The organism is Lentibacillus populi (assembly GCA_014642895.1).
In the GTDB taxonomy this organism is placed as follows: Bacteria; Bacillota; Bacilli; order Bacillales; family Amphibacillaceae; genus Lentibacillus_C; species Lentibacillus_C populi.
Map to the genome: position 1 here is coordinate 52,285 of BMJD01000001.1, position 16,845 is coordinate 69,129.

Below are 16,845 nucleotides of genomic sequence, written 5' to 3' on the forward strand. Positions count from 1 at the left end.
GCTATCTCGCTTTATCCATTTTAAATTTAAGTTTCTTTCCAGATTGATCGTTGGATGAAATGGACAATATCGGGTTGGCGCTGATGAAATATTGTCAGCTCGACTTGTTCATTGATCACTGTTTATTTTTTGTGTACTTTAATAAACTAAGTAGAAATTTTGCATTTTTTTCCGTGATCTCCGCTTTTCTTGGAATTTCCGGTACGATCGCTGGATCATCATGCCAGGTATCCGGAAGCGTTACTGGTGCTTGCGGTTGCCATTGCTTGATCCATTTATCCGGAATATTGCCTGTCTTTGGATGACCTGTTTTCATGACATTCCAAACCTGGGCCCACGCTCTTGGGACAACGCGCCAGATATCATAGCCACCTCCGCCCAAAGCAATCCATTTTCCATCACAATACTGATGAGCCATTTCGTGTGCCAGTAATGGTATTTTTTCAAAAATGGTCATAGTAGCACAAAGATGTGTTAATGGATCATAGGCATGGGGATCTGCACCGTTTTGCGTTACAATAACATCCGGCTTAAAATACGCGCAAATTTCCGTTAAAGCGGATTCATATACTTGTAAGAAAGAGGCATCTTCTGTAAACGCATCAACAGGGAGATTGAAGGCATAGCCGTGCCCTTCTTTGATGCCGCGTTCATTGACATTGCCAGTACCCGGGAATAGATAGCGGCCTGTTTCATGGATACTGAACGTACAAACATTTGGATCCTCATAAAATGCCCATTGCACGCCATCACCGTGGTGTGCATCTGTGTCAACGTATAATACTCTTACATTATATTTTTCTCTCATGTATTTGATCGCGACAGCACCATCGTTGTAAACGCAAAATCCGGACGCCTTTCGCTTAAATCCGTGATGCAAACCGCCCCCCAAATTAAGTGCATGGGCTGATTTTTCTTCCAATACCGTGTCAACCGCATTTAATGAACCACCAACGAGAAAACTGGATGCTTCATGCATGTTTGTAAAAATTGGTGTGTCCTCGGTACCGAGACCAAACTCAAAACCTTCATCTGCAGACATTTTTCCGCTGCTTGCCTTTTTAACAGCCTGGATATATGCCTTATCGTGGAATAACGCGAGTTCCTCATCCGTCGCTAATCGTGGGGCAATGATCTCGTGTTGCTCAAGGGTGTTTGCTGCTTCCAACAGCTCTTTTGCCAATACTACCCGTTTTTGGTTAAAAGGATGATCCGAATGGAAATGATAGTTTAAATATGCATTGGAAAAAACAAAGGAAGAATTGCATGTCATAATTTTGGCCCCATTATATCGTTCGGCCACAAAAGTTCATATCCTGCCGCCCGTAAATCCTGTACAACGGGCATCGGATTCATCGTTTGAATGCGAAATACAAGAATTTTATAGTTCGGATCATCGTGGTATGGGTAGACTAGCACAGATGTAATGTTTGTTTTGCGTTTCCCGAACACCGATGCTACTTCAGGTAAAATTCCCGGTTTATGCGGTACTTTTATTTCAATATGCGAACTCTGGACATTTGTTCCTGTCAGCTGAATCAATGTGTACAGCATGTCTTTCTCTGTAACAATGCCAATAAGCTCATTATTGCTTACAACCGGAAGACAAGCAAATTCCTCGTCGTAAAAAATACGGGCAATCTCCTCAACGAAATCAAGTGGATGAACCGTAACAACTGGCTGACTCATAATAGTTTGAATTTCATTTTGCAACTCTGTTTGTCCGGCATCCTCATTGAAAATGGATGGGCTGGCATCCCGGACATCACGATCTGAGACAATTCCTATGACGTGATTATGTTCGTTGGTAATCGGTATATGCCTGATGTGGTACTGCTGCAGCAACTTTAAGGCTTCGGCAATCGTTGCATTCGGCGGCAATGTCTGCATATCTGTTTTCATGATATTTTCAACGAGCATTTAGAATCCCTCCCTCATATTACGGTAATGGTGTCTTTGTAAAAAACGCAATGTATCAAATTGCTTAATGGATTCCTCCGGTACATTTTCACCAATTCGGACCATCAGACAGTTGGCTGGATGGGAAATGATTTCCGGGTCGTCTGTTGGGGCAGGGGATAGTCCGCCGGCTGCCATCATTTTTTCCATCACACTGCGGTATTGCCAAACACTTAATTTTGTTCCGTTTAAGTCCCAATGCCAGTAATACTCGGTAGATATCACAATATAGTTTTCCATATAGTCGTCCATCATCGAAACCTCTAATAGGCCAGAGGCAATTTTTGCACCGCGATATTGCGGAATTACCTCGATGGCACCTAATTCGATCAGATCGTCCATATTAAATTCTGACCATCTCTCCAGCGGATCTGGATGCAAATAGGTGACATAACCGATAATCGTATCACTTGTTCTGGCAATAATCAGTCTGCCTTCCGGGAAATCAGCAATATCCAATATGGCTGCAAATTGCTTTTTGGCGGGGCGGAAAGCGGTCAAGTCTTCATGAAACTGGTACTGTTTTAATTCCGTTGATGCTAGTGGCCCTTCAATGGTAATGATTCCACGAGCAGTATCACGCGTCATCTTGTGACAGGTTTTCGTATGGTTCATCCGATTATGTTCACCACCCTAAATTAAGTTACTAGCAGGATACACTACAAGTATACAGGATTGTGCACCTGATTTTTAGTAAAAGGGGGAATGTTTTAAATAAATTCATAAATAGTATGACAAATTTGTAAAAAGAAGTCAAAAAAATAAAGGAGGGAATTCCCTCCTTATGTGGATGTGCGAAATGCCGATCTTACCCTATGATTCATCTTCTGAGTCATCTCCGGAATCATCCGGTGTGCTGTCGGTATTCTTGTCCTCTTTCTTATCGACTTTTTTGTCAGCTTTTTTATCTTCTTTTTTTTCGGGTTTATCCTTTTTTTCCTTTTTAGGATCGGGGAAATCACCGAGTTTAACTTCACTGGATCCGGAAGATTCCAGTCCAAAATAATCAACTGCTTTTACAATATAAACGCCTTTTCCTTTTGGTACCGAGAAGCTTGTTGATGTAGTGCTGCCAATTAATGAGAATGACCCACTTGGTGCTGCTGCGCGATAGATACGATAACCGACAACATCGTTACTGGCCGATTTTGACCAGGAAAGCGTATTTCCGGAGCTGGAAACAGACGGCGGTGCTCCTGGGCTTTTCCCATCATCACTAATCGAACCACTACTTGCACCTCCACCTGTTGTACCGATTTTTTCCCACAGCTCCCGATTTGTTCTAGGGAATAAAACAGATAAATCGCTATATTTATCATATCCTTCCCGTTTTAAAAACTCCGGATTAAAGGCAAGCCCGCTCCCTGTCGTAAATTCATTCGGCGTTTTTGGACCAGCTGCAACAGTTCTTCCATTTACTTTGACCAGACTGCCGCTGCCGCCTATCAGACTATCATCTGTTTTGGTTGGTACATATTTTGTGTTAAATATATCCGACTGTACCAATCCTGCCTTTTGACATAACTCAGACGGCAGCATTCCGGAAGTAGCACAGTAACTGCGTGAAGCAATACCATCAGGGCTTTTAAAGCTATTTCCCGGTGCCATCAAATCGGGATTAATCTCTGTCGCTTTGTTGATTAACTGCGCCCATAATTTGATGTTACGGTTACTGTAGCTCAGTGAGCATCCGCTGCATTGCAGACTTTTTGGTGTATCGTAACCCATCCACGTACCAAATGTTACATTTGGATTTGTGGCAACAAACCATGCATCTTTCCAGTCTTCTGAGGTTCCGGTTTTTCCTGCCCAGTCGACTCCGGGTTGATGTAACTGAGAATTCAGATATGCTGCTGTACCGCTGCTAATAACGTCACGCATTAAATCGATGGTTAAATAGTTTGTTTGCGGTGTGAAAACTTCGACCGGCTTCCCTTTATGTTGGTAAATAACGTCACCATCTTTTGTAGTGATTTTCTCAATCATATAGGCATCAACAAAATTGCCGTTATTGCCAAATGTTGTAAAGGCATTTACATTTTCTTCAATTGTTATCCCGTGTGTCGGCTGTCCAAGCGCCAAGGATTCATGGTAATGTTCCTCTTCGTTTAATGAGGTAATCCCCATCTTTTCCAAATACTTGCTGACCGGGTCAGAATCCATGATCTGTTTGTATATTTTTACTGTCGGAATGTTGTACGATTGAGCCAATGCTTGGCGGGCAGACACGATACCATGGTAACCACCGGCATAGTTATTAGGGCTATATTTAGCGTCAATCTTGTAGTCCAAGATCGGTGTACCTGGCTGAATAACACCTGCCTCCATTGCTGGTGCATACACAAGCAGCGGTTTCATCGTACTGCCATTAGGGCGCTTAGCATCTGTTGCATGGTTTAGTTGACTCTCGGCACTATAACCGCGTCCACCGACAAAGCTAAGAATCTTTCCAGTTTTATTCTCTATTAGAATACCGCCGACCTGTACAGGATCCATGACTTCCACTTTTTCACCTTTTTTATTTTCCACTGTTTCCGGTTTGTCAGGCCCATAGTTGTCATATTCCTTTGCTATTTTCTGAAATGCTTCATAGGTCTTTTTGTTAATTGTTGAATGTATTTCATAGCCTTTTTGCCGCATATCACGGTCCGCCAGAATCATATATTCTTCACGTAATTTTTTATCATTTTTCAGGTCTTCTGCTGTATACCCATCATCTTTTGCCAACTTCTTGGCAAGAATTTCTTTTGCACGTTTTTCAAGTTCATAGGTCAGGTATGGATATTTCTCAATGGCAGATTTCGAAGCCTTTGTAAAATCAGCTGCAATATCGTAATTTAGTGCCTTGTCATATTCTTTTTTTGTAATATATTTTTCTTCATACATTCGTTTTAGTACCGACTTCATCCGATTTATACCGGGTTTCAAATCCTCTTTTTTCTTTAATTCGCCCTTATTGGCAAATGGTGTATAGTAAGAAGGACTCTGCGGCAATCCGGCAAGATAAGCTGATTGCGGAAGATTTAAATCTTTTGCATCAACGCCAAATACACCTTGCGCGGCCGTTTGAATTCCGGCAATATTTTGCCCTGAAGCATCACGACCATATGGAATAATATTCAAATAGGCTTCCAGGATTTGGTCTTTACTGAAGAAGCGTTCCAAGCGAAGTGATAATAATATTTCCTTTGCTTTCCGTTCAAAAGATACTTCATTCGTCAGTATCTGATTTTTGATTAGCTGCTGTGTTAATGTACTTCCGCCTGTTTTAACATCAGCATTGGTGGCTTCTTGAACAACGGCACGAACGATTGCCTTTGGTACAACACCTTTGTGCTCCCGAAAATTTTCATCCTCTGTGGCGACGACTGCATTCAGCAGTGTATCAGAGACATTTTTTAGTGAAACTTCTTCTCTATGTATGTCTGATTGAACATCACCGATATAGTTATTGTCGGCAAAATAGAGCTCTGACGTTTCTTCATAATTATAGATATCTTTTTCCATTTCGTCATAACTTCGGATTGGTTCATCTTTAACAAGTGAAGCGAAATAACCTGCACCAACACCAAATGCAAAGACGGCTCCGACTACACCGACAACGATGAAAATCAGGATAATATTCCAAACAATATCATACGTTACACGGGAGGAACGCTGGATTTTTCCGGCTTTCCACATCTCTTTCACTTTTTTGTTATATTTATGAAGTATTTGCTTGAAATTATCCACGATAAAAACCTCCTAAAATTCCATATTATATTATAGCATATGCGCTTTTTCAGTAGTACATAGAATATGAGATTTTCAGATTATCCTGATAAGAGCGATTGGTGTCCCTTTGTTTGAAAAGGTATAGTAATTTGACAATATTTATGTTAACCTTATTAATAATTAGTTTACATATATGGAGGTGCCGAATGAATCAAAGTCAGTCAAATTTACGAAAAGTCATCATATGTGCGCTGTTTGCAGCTATTACGGCCGTGTTAGCACAAGTTGAAGTTACCGCTCCCGCTTGTGCCAATAAGTGGGCAAACATTGGGAGTTGGCTTAACCGCGACCATTATTGGCAGTAAGCTAGGGGCTATTGCAATGATATGCTATGCTGCTTTGGGAGTAGTCGGGGCCCCGGTATTTGCCGGTTTTAGTGGAGGTGCCCAGGTATTGATAGGACCAACAGGCGGCTACATTTTTGGATTTATTCTAACAGCTTTTGTCACTGGACTTATTTTGGAAAGGACAAGTTTCACTTTTTCCATGGCTATTGTTGCTAATATAGCAGGAATGATCATCACATTGCTATGCGGTACAATTCAATTGAAATTCGTCCTTGATTTGAACTGGTCACTCGCTTTAGCATCAGGCGTTTATCCTTTCATTGTAGTTGGTTTAATGAAAGCTGTTTTGGCCAGCTGGATTGGAATTTTGCTTAGAAATCGATTAATACGGGCGAATATCCTGCTGAGGCGAAAAGTGCTTGAAATATTAATTGCATTTTAATTGGAAGTGTGATAAAAATAGATAATACTATTTATATAAAAGGCATGGAAGGATCGAAGTAGTGAAGCAAATCCCTGTTGAAGCGAGCTAGTGGTGGTGGGAACTAGTATATATTTGCTGAACGAATTACAATCCGGAGCTTTTTTCTTTCGCAAAGAAAAACGGTGAGTGCATCGTTAACAACCCCAAAGTGGCATGTATGTGCAACAAGGGTGGTACCGCGAGCAAAATCTCGTCCCTTTACCGTTAGGGATGGGATTTTTTTATTTATTTTCTAGAACAGTTTAAAGGAGAATGAGCAAGATGAATATTTTGAGTGATTTACAAAATCGGGGATTAATTCACCAAACTACAGATTTACAGGGATTGGACGAATATTTGCAGAACAACCAGGTGACGTTATATGCCGGATTTGATCCAACGGCTGACAGTCTGCATATTGGTCATCTAGTTCCTGTATTAATGCTGAAACGGTTTCAGCGGGCAGGGCACAAGCCAATAGCTTTGATTGGCGGCGGAACAGGGATGATTGGGGATCCGAGCGGGCGATCAACCGAACGATCGTTAAATGAGGCTGCGGTCGTCAAAGGATACAGTGACAAAATCAAACAACAATTAGCACATCTGCTTGACTTTAATCATGGGGAGAATGCAGCAGTTGCCCGTAACAATCATGATTGGTTGGCGAGCATGACGATAATCGATTTTCTGCGTGATGCCGGGAAACACTTTGGGATTAACTACATGCTTGCAAAAGAATCGGTTTCAGCACGAATTGAGCAAGGAATTTCATTTACTGAATTCAGTTATATGATTTTGCAGTCGCTTGATTTCCTTAAGTTATATGAGCAGGAGCATTGTACATTACAAATCGGCGGTAGTGATCAATGGGGCAATATTACAGCTGGCATGGAATTAATTCGTCGAACAAATACGCAACCGGATGAGGAAATTAAAGTTTATGGGTTGACTGTTCCGCTTATTACCAAAGCCGATGGCACAAAATTTGGCAAAACTGCTGGCGGGGCTATCTGGCTCGATCCGAAAAAAACGACACCATATGAATTTTACCAGTTCTGGATTAATACGGATGATCGTGATGTGATTAAATTTCTACAATACTTTACGTTTTTGGAGCAGGATGAAATGGAACAACTGCAGCGGGAAGTGGAACAACATCCAGAAAAGCGGCTGGCACAAAAACGATTGGCAGAGGAAGTTACCCGAATGGTTCACAGTCAGGAAGCACTTGACCAGGCCCAAAAAATATCTGCAGCGTTATTTAGTGGTAACATAAAGCAGTTGTCTGCAGATGATATTGAGCAAGGTTTCAAAGACGTTCCAACATATGATATGGAAAAACAGGAAATTGGCATCATCGATCTTTTGGTGAACGCTTCCATTTCCCCGTCCAAACGACAGGCAAGAGAAGATGTCAACAATGGCGCAATTTATATCAATGGTGAACGAAACCAGGATGTGCAATACACGATTTCTTCTGGTGATCGAATCGGGGATAAGTTTACCGTTATTCGGAGAGGGAAGAAGAAGTACTTTTTGATCAAGTATCAATAAAATTAAAGCGAGTATCTTAGTTATCGGATACTCGCTTTATATAGGAAGTTTGTGTGACTTTGGGTGTTGGTTGTAGCTTTGAAATAAAGTTTGATAATTTATAAAAATGTTTAATACAATAACGTTGCCAAGATGGATTGTTACAATTCAACAAACAGGGCATATTGTTAAAGAATAACAAGGGGTTTGAGGAGTATTGAAAAGATATTAAGAGCAACTCAAGTAATTTTAGTAGTTATATTGCTTGCCATGATTGTGGTGTCCATTGTTGCCACCAGCCATCCTTCCGAGATAGAAAAATAAAAAAGGAAGATAACAAAAGTTGATTCCAGAAAAGGGCGCTTGACTTGAATAAAGGATTAGCGCCTGTATCCCTTTTTATGGCCATTTTGTCGAGGGACCTTTTCATATATTTATATACAATGATAATAACAAAACTGATTAAAAAGAAGGTACTATCTTGGAGATTGTTACTGATAAATTAATATACATAGCTTTATTTATTTTTATCATTCATTCTATTGAAACGCTCGCTTATGCTGTGAGGTTATCGGGTGCAAGGGTAAAGATGATCGCTTCTGCTTTATCCCTTTTTAATATAATGGTGATGGTTTCAAGATTGGCAAATATGATGCAGCAACCTTTTACGGGGAGTTTAATCGATACTGCGCCAAGTAATAATGCACAAGAGTTTGTAGCTACTCAATTTCGTTTTCTCATAGGGGCATCCACAGTTGGAACAATTTTTGGGATACTTTTACTTCCTACTTTTATAGCTCTATTTTCAAGGGCAATCATTCATTTATCTGAAGAAAAGGGCTCTGTTCCTTCTTTATTTAAAAGACTATTTTCCTTACAGTACATAAAACGCGGTATAACACATTTTACTTTACCAAAATTTTCATACCTAAAAGATACTAAAATCAAAGATATTCCAATAAGATTGTTTTTGGTAAATATGGTAATAACCGCAATATATACAATTGGTGTGTTATCTGCATTATATGCAGCATTACTAACACCTGAGCGTGCCTCAACAGCTATTATGGCATCCGGTTTAATAAATGGTATGGCAACAATACTGTTAGTTATTTTTGTTGATCCAAAAGTTTCCGTGGTTGCTGATGATGTTGTTAATCAGAGAGGTAGTTATCAAACACTTAAAAACATTTCCTTGATGATGGTTACATCAAGACTATTAGGTACATTGCTGGCACAATTGTTCTTTATCCCTGGTGCAAAATATATTGCTTGGTTCACACAATTTATAGTTTAAAATTCTTTCCACAATCGGACGTGGATCTGGAATAAGAATTATTATGATGAGTATTACACTTCTAATGGTGTCGTTTGCGACGACAACTGCAACAATTTAGTGGGGTGTCCCTCTAGGTGTAAGTATTTTTGCTAACAAAACAGGTACAACAATTATAATGCGTTCATTAGCAAAGGAACCAAAGACGAGTTAGAGTTGTAATTTGAGCTATACAACTAACGGGAACGCTTGTTAAATAAGAATGTGTCTTTTGTAAGAGGATAATTACCCAATTTGCAACTACCCAGAACGAGTAGAGACATTAATATAACTGTTACTTTCTATATCTACATAGGATTACCCTGTTTGTAGTACTGGTGGTGTAAGAATTTATCCAAAAAACAGATTGCGTCCGATGTCAGTTTAAAAATGATACTGAAGGAACAAAAAGTAAAAAAATAAATGTGTATAAACATTGATTTCGTGGTATAATTAACATAGAAAGATGATAAGTGCATACACTAATAAAGACCGCCCATGCTGTTACATGGAGCGGTCGCAATAGACCGAACCCCATCAAGAGGGGCTAGGCAGCTTAAGGAAAAAATAATCCCTCAGCGCTGGTCAAACGCATATGAGGGGTTATTTTTTATGGTTTTTGTCAGACATAATAAACGCCACCAACATCCCGAAGGATATCATCAGCGTTAGTGCACTAACAATGTCCATTGGCAAGCACCTCCCTCCCTGGGAAGTCTCTAAGCGTTGACTAACGGCAGATCGACAGTGCTGCCAAACCCCTCATGCGAAGCCAGTCTATTGTGTTTTATTATAACATATAGCTATCATTTATACTGTAATTAATTAGGAATTTTTTGTCTTCTTCAAACTGGCATTAATTTAACAACAGCTAGTATAAATCATTTGTTCAGTAAACGGGTGTTTTTGCTGAAAAATGTACCAATTCATGAGGACTAATCCGTTTTAAACAATCTTTTTTCAAAAACCATCAAAAAAACCCTGGAAAACGTTGATGCAACGTTTTCCAGGGTTTAAAATACTATCGATTTCCCGACATTTCAATTAACGTGAATAGAATTCAACAATCAGTGCTTCATTTATTTCTGCTGGAAGCTCTGAACGTTCTGGGTAACGTGTATACGTACCTTCCAATTTATCCTCATCAAATGATAGATATTCTGGTACGAAGTTATTTACGTCAATTGCTTCTTTCACGATATCAAGGTTGCGTGAACGTTCGCGCAAACCAATAACTTGACCAGGTTTTAAACGGTAAGATGGGATATCTACACGTTTACCATCTACCGTAACGTGACCATGGTTTACCAGTTGACGAGCTTGTCTGCGTGTACGTGCTAAGCCAAGGCGAAATACGATGTTATCCAAGCGGGACTCTAGTAACACCATGAAGTTTTCACCATGGATACCTTTCATTTTACCAGCTTCATTAAACGTATTTTTAAATTGACGTTCATTCAAGCCGTACATGAAGCGCAGTTTTTGTTTCTCTTGCTGTTGCAAGCCATATTCCGAAACCTTCTTGCGTTGGTTCGGGCCATGCTGCCCAGGAGCGTAAGGACGTTTATCTAATTCCTTACCAGTTCCAGTTAATGAAATGCCAAGACGACGTGATTTTTTCCATACGGATCCAGTATATCGTGCCATTAGACATTTCCTCCTTTATAGTATATTTGCATAAAAAAAAGTGCGTGTTCCGGCGCTGCTCATTTTGTTTTCATGTACCATCGCTCCAGCAGCAGAGAGTTACACGATACACCTTCTGAACTTGTTTCAAAAGGAACAAAATGATGACATACGTGGTTCACATAGGCCGCTTTTATTTTACACAAGGAACAGTATATAAGTTTTATCAAGGAAAGTCAATGATTTTAGCAAAATACACAATAGAAATAAAGTTTTCTTATATTATTTTATAGGAAAAAATAACTATATAGTTTATACTTTATGTATAAAGACCCATTTCAAAATAATTTAATATTCAAACCCAATTATCCTCATGACAGGTGGTAATATGATGAGTGTGAGCATACAATGGCAAGAAAAATTAAGAAGTATATTTTTTGAACTGATAAAGGAAGTGCCAACCTGTTCGTATGATGAACTTCTTTCCCGGCTTATTATGAAACTGCAGGATAGTCTAAAGGTTTCCGTTATAGTGATTTATGAACATGATGACTGGAATAATACGTTTAAGCAAATTACTAGTCAAATGTTGCAGCTTAACGAGCAATGTCTTTTACGAGACGGCAACTTGGCTATTCATCAGAATAAAATTGTCCGTGTTCAAGAAGCGTTTAACCCCCCGGGTACAAAGGAAGCATTTATAATCCCGATTACACCCGAATATAAGCCGTCGAGCTTCGTTGGATTGTCCATTCCGGCAAGCTGTGACCCGGGAGCAGATAAATTACTCTTGTTACTGAAAAACGAGTTAGAGCATTTTATGGGTATTGTGAACTATTTTCGGGGGAGGAGAGACAGCGAGAGCAGGAATGAATTTTTGTTTTACTTAACAACCCGCTTTTATTCGTTAACAAATAAAAACGATATATTAATCGAAATTATCAATTCGTTAAAAATAAGATATCCAAAATTTACATACTATCTCTTATTATCACAGGATTACCAGGTGGATCATTCGCTTCCTGTTAAAACGATTGAATATAGTGATGATGAGACAAAACGGGTTAGCACCCAGGCATTTATATCCGGTGAGGTGCAATTGGAAGATCGTGTGCGGGAAAAAAATACTTGCTTATATGCGCCGTTAAAAGGCAGTCAAGGTGTTTACGGCGTTCTGCAAATCGTTACGCCAAGAGTGGTTAACTTTCCTGATGAAGAAATTGAATTTATGAGGCAATTTGCAAATGCTGCAGGGAAAGCAATTGAAAACGTAACCCTTTACTCCTATTCGAAACGACTGATATCGGATCTAAAGATGATTAATGATGCCACACATCAATTAAATTCAAATCTAAAACTTTCAGAGATAACAGCAATCGTTAAACAGCAAATCATTGATACATGTCGTACATCGCAGGTCGGGTTTATTTATTATCTTGAAGAAGAGGGAAAATTTGATATTTTACCTGGAAGTACCGACTATCATTATTCAAAACAAGGTCGCCAGTTTACAAAGCACATGCTTGATGAATTGGAATGGAAAAAGGAAGCCATTTTCAGCGGTGATTTTAAAGAGATGCTCAAGCTTCCATTTTGTTCCGTAATGGTGATTCCAATGCTCAATTCCGGGAAAATTCATGGCATGGTTACGATTATGCATGAAGAGGCATACTATTTTTCTTTTGAAAGCTTTAAATTAATGCAATCATTGATTCAGCATTCCACATTAGCATTGGCAAACGCAATTTTGAAAGATCGATTAGAGAATGCAGTTATTACAGATTATCTGACAACATTATATTCAAGAAATTATTTGGATGAGAAAATTCAGCTTCATATGGCAACTGCTGATCGTGGTGCATTAATATTATTTGATATCGATGATTTTAAGATGGTTAACGACACATATGGACATAACACTGGTGATGACGTCATTAAACAAGTTGCTGAAATTATAAAAATAAATTTAGGTAATGATGATATACCTGCACGGTGGGGCGGGGAAGAACTGGCTATCTATTTGCCTGATGCAACAGTGGATGACGGCGTACAACTGGCGACTCAAATCAGAAAGCAGGCAGAAACTACTACCAATCCGTTAATTACACTCTCCTGTGGGGTGTCAACATGGACCAATAATACCAATGATTCTGTGAAGGAATTGTTTATCCGGGCTGACAAAGCATTGTATGAAGCAAAAAGTGTTGGTAAAAATTGCGTTGTCAAAGAAAATGAACGAAAAAACAGTATCAAGTGAAGAAGAGGGGAATGAATGAGAATTTAAAAGCTGCGGTTCCAGTATGGCTGACCGCAGCTTTAAGGTTTAGGCTTAACTTAAAAATCCTTCGACGATCTTGGCAAATTTTTCAATATATACTTCATCTGTCTTATCAAACCGGTTTGTGCTTGGACTGTCAATATCCAATACACCGTAAATCTCATTATTTATGATTAAAGGTACAACAACTTCGGAACGGCTCGCACTGTCACAGGCAATATGTCCAGGAAATTGGTTGACGTCCGCTACCCGTTTGGTTTTTCGCTCTTTTATCGCGGTTCCGCACACACCTTTTCCAAATGGAATGCGGATACAAGCAGGCAATCCCTGAAAGGGGCCCAGAACGAGTTCGTCATCTTTCCAAAGGTAAAAACCAACCCAGTTTATGTCAGGTAAAAACTGATTTAATAATGCAGATGCATTAGCCATTATCGCAATTGGATCTGTTTCACCTTCCGATAGGGCTTTTAGCTGTTTAAGAAGCAGTTCGAAATCTTTCACTTTATCACCGGAATACACTTGTGCTTGAAACATTCTTCATTTTCCTTTCTGCTGGTGAATTTCGACATTGGTTTGCAGGAAATGTCGAGAAGAAATTGCAGGATTATCGTCCACTTTGTCGTAAATATGAAGTAAGGAGATGAAAACATTGAAAAATAACCCCTCAAAACAAAAGGTTATCGATGCAGCCTCTTCCCTGTTTTTTCAAAAAGGGTTTCACGGCACATCGGTACGTGACATTGCTGATAAGGCTTGTGTTAACGTTTCGCTGATTAGTTATTATTTTAAAAGTAAGCAAGGACTATTGGAGCACGGTGTAACACAATATTATGAGACATACCTTAAGACAATCGAGGACACACTGCAACAGTCTGAACATGACACGGAATTAAGCCGATTGAAAAAGTTAATTGAAACTATTATACAGTACAGACAAAATAATCATCAATTTTCTTGTTTTATTCTGCGTGAGCTTTCTCTTGATTCCGTGTTTGTCAGGGAAATGGCCGTTACATACATAGCAAAGGAAAATTATTATATAAGCAATGCATTTTTCGCGATATTGGGCAAACATAAAAAACAGGAATTGGACAGGCAGTTTTTGTTAATGCAATTGAAAGGGATGTTAATTACCCCATATATACTGCAGAACGAATGGAAAAATCAAGTGATTGGCGAGCACTCTCACCAGATGTTTGTCCGTAAATATGTGCAAACGATTCATGAATGGCTGGATTTTATTGTTGCAGATTAAGGAAATGGGCGACCTATTTCTTTTTTTATAGGTAAGAAAGTAATAAGAATCCGGGCTCTATTCCGCTCATGTCAGGGTAGTCCACGTCCGGCTCCAGCGCCCAGCGGCTAGTATGCTTCCTTCACCTCCGTACGATAAGTCAACATCGGTTCGGGGAAGGAGGAAGGCCGACTAAGAACGGCCTTTGCGGCCAACGTCGGCATACCCCTTTTGCAGGGGCATGTTTCCTTTATCTCCTACGGTAGGAATGTTCGGTTAAAACCGCCGCTTTGCGCGGCAACACCGAACCACCCCGCTTGGCAGGGCGCAGCATATACGCCGCTAACCGGGCGCTTCCGCCTTTGTTCCGTCTTTTTAAATAAAAAATTTGTCAAATCGTGAATTTATTTGGTTTTTTTTAGCCAAAATTGCTGTTTACGTGGTATCATATTAATAATAAAGTCTGAGTTTACATATTTAATTTTTGAGCGTGGGTTCAAAAGTAGGATAAAAAAGGATTGAAAAGTACACCAAGGTGTCATTTTACCGGACGTTTTGAACATACCTGTTTTTCAAGAGATTTAGGGAGTTACCCTCTTATGCAGGAAGGAATATTAGGAGGATTTGTATGGCATATATCATCGGAACGATATTAGTTATTATTGCATTAATTATTGTTGGCCTTATTTTACGAAAACGGGTATATGATGTTGTAGATCGGCAGGAAAGCTGGAAACTGGATATTATGAACCGGAATATTGCTTCTGAATTGCAGCGCATTAAAAGTTTAAATTTATCCGGGGAAACACAGGAAAAGTTTGAAGCATGGAAAGAACGTTGGGAATATATCGTAACGCGTGAGTTGACTGATGTTGAGGAGCTTTTGTTCGAAGCGGAGGAAGCTGCTGATAAATACCGTTTTCCAACTGCCAGAAAAATTTTGCGCAAGTCAGGGCAAACATTGCAATCGATTGAAGAAAATATTGAAAAGATATTACAGGAATTGGACGAATTGCTTGAATCAGAGGAAAACAGCCGGCTGGAAATTGAACATATCGAACCAGAAATAAAAGCATTGCGAAAAAAATTGTCACAGCAGCGGTATTTATATGGCAAGGCAGAGGTTCGCTTTGATGTGGCAATGGATGAGCTCGAAGAAAAACTGGCAAAGTACCATGGCCTCACCAAATCCGGTGATTATTACGAAGCACAGCAAATTGTTGATGAATTAAAAGTGGAGCTTGAATCACTTCAGCAGCAAATGGCAGAGTTTCCGTCCATTTACAAAGCCTGTACCCAGGAGTTGCCTGCACAACTAGATGATTTATATACTGGATTGAAGGGCATGAAGGAGGATGGCTACCGTGTGGAACATCTGGGATTTGAGAAGGAAATACATAGCTATCAGCGCCGTTTACTGGATTGCGTCCGCTCATTGGATAAAGGCAATTCCGAGGATGCAAAATTGATTATTCCCGAGATGGATGAGCGAATAAAAGAAATGTATGTGCTGCTGGAAAAAGAGGCAATTGCCAAAAATTATATGGAAACACAAATTCCAAACTATCAGCATTTACTGAATGAATTAGGTACCTCTTTTCATGAGACAAAAGCAGAAGTGGAATCATTAAAAAGGGCCTATTATTTTGAAGATGGAGATATGGAAAAATATTTAACGCTGGATAAAGCTATCTCCCAACTCAACAAACAACTGGAAGACCTGTCCGCAAATATGGAAAACGAAAAAAAGTCACATTCAGAGCTGCGCGACAGCTTGGAAGCCGGTTTTCAACAGATTGAAACACTGCAAGCGGAGCATGAAGAATTTAAAAACCGGATTCGGAATTTGCGAAAAGATGAACTGGAGGCGAAAGAAAAGCTTTCCGAAATGAAAAATCAGCTTAGCAACACCATGCGTAAATTAAATAAAAGTAATATCCCGGGGGTTCCCACATTTATTTGGAACTTGTCGGAGGCGGCAAGCGAAAAAAATATGCAGGTTTTGAAGGCGTTGGAAAAACAGCCATTAGATATTACAGAAGTTCAACAAACATTGGCGGAAGCGCAAAGGAAAGTTGATTCACTAATGGAACAAACCGATATAATGCTTGACCAGGCGTATCTAACGGAGCAGGTAATTCAATATGCGAACCGGTATCGCAGCAAATATCCACTCCTGGCAGCAAAATTGGCTGAATCCGAACGATTATTCAGATCATATGAATACGAATTATCACTGGAACAAGCTGCAAAGGCGCTGGAAGAAATTGAGCCAGGTGCCTTAAAACGAATTGAGGCATTTCAAGAAGAGGTTATGAATTAGTTACACGGAAGGCTGTCTTATGGAAATGATGAAATCCGTTTCCCTGAGCCAGC

General features: G+C 39.7%; 11 protein-coding genes, 1 pseudogene and 1 other annotated feature. Of the genes and pseudogenes, 6 read left to right on the plus strand and 6 right to left on the minus strand.

Going from position 1 to position 16,845, the window contains the following annotated elements; genetic code table 11:
• Window positions 1-115 precede the first annotated feature (115 nt).
• From IEX12_RS00325 to IEX12_RS00340, 4 genes are all read right to left on the minus strand, one after another.
• Window positions 116-1,273: an acetoin utilization protein AcuC gene (locus tag IEX12_RS00325; protein WP_102415036.1), complete on the minus strand. Its 1,158-nt coding sequence runs from the start codon at window positions 1,271-1,273 to the stop codon at window positions 116-118.
• Complete coding sequence (locus IEX12_RS00330) at window positions 1,270-1,920, minus strand: acetoin utilization AcuB family protein (RefSeq protein WP_188724537.1); 651 nt, start codon at window positions 1,918-1,920, stop codon at window positions 1,270-1,272. The genes IEX12_RS00325 and IEX12_RS00330 overlap by 4 nt, the downstream gene beginning before the upstream one ends.
• Window positions 1,921-2,574, minus strand: coding sequence for a GNAT family N-acetyltransferase (locus IEX12_RS00335; protein WP_188724538.1), 654 nt, complete (start codon window positions 2,572-2,574; stop codon window positions 1,921-1,923).
• Between the two features lie 198 nt (window positions 2,575-2,772).
• Entirely contained in the window at window positions 2,773-5,691 is a 2,919-nt protein-coding gene (locus IEX12_RS00340; protein ID WP_308777083.1) for a transglycosylase domain-containing protein, read from the minus strand.
• Between the two features lie 188 nt (window positions 5,692-5,879).
• On the opposite strand from IEX12_RS00340, the pseudogene IEX12_RS00345 reads away from it, so the two are divergent.
• The 3 genes and pseudogenes from IEX12_RS00345 to IEX12_RS00355 all read left to right on the plus strand — a co-directional run bounded on the left by IEX12_RS00345 (window position 5,880) and on the right by IEX12_RS00355 (window position 9,313).
• Window positions 5,880-6,462: pseudogene (locus IEX12_RS00345) on the plus strand (biotin transporter BioY).
• Window positions 6,463-6,498: 36 nt separating this feature from the next.
• Window positions 6,499-6,705 (plus strand) — a binding site (T-box leader).
• A 60-nt stretch (window positions 6,706-6,765) separates the two neighbouring features.
• On the plus strand, window positions 6,766-8,037 hold the full coding sequence (gene tyrS / locus IEX12_RS00350; RefSeq protein WP_088050887.1) for a tyrosine--tRNA ligase: 1,272 nt from the start codon (window positions 6,766-6,768) through the stop codon (window positions 8,035-8,037).
• A gap of 460 nt (window positions 8,038-8,497) precedes the next feature.
• Window positions 8,498-9,313: a lipid II flippase Amj family protein gene (locus tag IEX12_RS00355; protein ID WP_088050886.1), complete on the plus strand. Its 816-nt coding sequence runs from the start codon at window positions 8,498-8,500 to the stop codon at window positions 9,311-9,313.
• Between the two features lie 1,062 nt (window positions 9,314-10,375).
• Here IEX12_RS00355 and rpsD read toward each other — a convergent pair.
• The gene (gene rpsD, locus IEX12_RS00360; protein WP_088050885.1) at window positions 10,376-10,978 is read right to left on the minus strand and encodes a 30S ribosomal protein S4; all 603 of its coding nucleotides are present in this window, start codon (window positions 10,976-10,978) and stop codon (window positions 10,376-10,378) included.
• A 370-nt stretch (window positions 10,979-11,348) separates the two neighbouring features.
• Between rpsD and IEX12_RS00365 the strand changes: the two genes are divergently transcribed.
• Window positions 11,349-13,214 (plus strand): sensor domain-containing diguanylate cyclase, encoded by a 1,866-nt coding sequence (locus IEX12_RS00365; RefSeq protein WP_188724539.1) that lies wholly within the window; start codon window positions 11,349-11,351, stop codon window positions 13,212-13,214.
• Between the two features lie 72 nt (window positions 13,215-13,286).
• On the opposite strand, the gene msrC is transcribed toward IEX12_RS00365, so the two are convergent.
• Window positions 13,287-13,769, minus strand: coding sequence for a free L-methionine (R)-S-oxide reductase MsrC (gene msrC, locus IEX12_RS00370; RefSeq protein WP_088050883.1), 483 nt, complete (start codon window positions 13,767-13,769; stop codon window positions 13,287-13,289).
• Between the two features lie 115 nt (window positions 13,770-13,884).
• On the opposite strand from msrC, the gene refZ reads away from it, so the two are divergent.
• Together refZ and ezrA are read left to right on the plus strand one after the other, a co-directional pair.
• Entirely contained in the window at window positions 13,885-14,490 is a 606-nt protein-coding gene (refZ, locus tag IEX12_RS00375) for a forespore capture DNA-binding protein RefZ (protein WP_088050882.1), read from the plus strand.
• A 607-nt stretch (window positions 14,491-15,097) separates the two neighbouring features.
• Window positions 15,098-16,792: a septation ring formation regulator EzrA gene (ezrA, locus tag IEX12_RS00380; RefSeq protein WP_088050881.1), complete on the plus strand. Its 1,695-nt coding sequence runs from the start codon at window positions 15,098-15,100 to the stop codon at window positions 16,790-16,792.
• Window positions 16,793-16,845: the final 53 nt, after the last annotated feature.

What these genes read in the sequence shown, in the direction of transcription:
- IEX12_RS00325 (WP_102415036.1), bottom strand. Translation starts at nt 1,273, where the DNA reads ATGACATGCAATTCTTCCTTTGTTTTTTCCAATGCATATTTAAACTAT.
- IEX12_RS00330 (WP_188724537.1), bottom strand. Translation starts at nt 1,920, where the DNA reads ATGCTCGTTGAAAATATCATGAAAACAGATATGCAGACATTGCCGCCG.
- IEX12_RS00335 (WP_188724538.1), bottom strand. Translation starts at nt 2,574, where the DNA reads ATGAACCATACGAAAACCTGTCACAAGATGACGCGTGATACTGCTCGT.
- tyrS (WP_088050887.1), top strand. Translation starts at nt 6,766, where the DNA reads ATGAATATTTTGAGTGATTTACAAAATCGGGGATTAATTCACCAAACT.
- rpsD (WP_088050885.1), bottom strand. Translation starts at nt 10,978, where the DNA reads ATGGCACGATATACTGGATCCGTATGGAAAAAATCACGTCGTCTTGGC.
- IEX12_RS00365 (WP_188724539.1), top strand. Translation starts at nt 11,349, where the DNA reads ATGAGTGTGAGCATACAATGGCAAGAAAAATTAAGAAGTATATTTTTT.
- msrC (WP_088050883.1), bottom strand. Translation starts at nt 13,769, where the DNA reads ATGTTTCAAGCACAAGTGTATTCCGGTGATAAAGTGAAAGATTTCGAA.
- ezrA (WP_088050881.1), top strand. Translation starts at nt 15,098, where the DNA reads ATGGCATATATCATCGGAACGATATTAGTTATTATTGCATTAATTATT.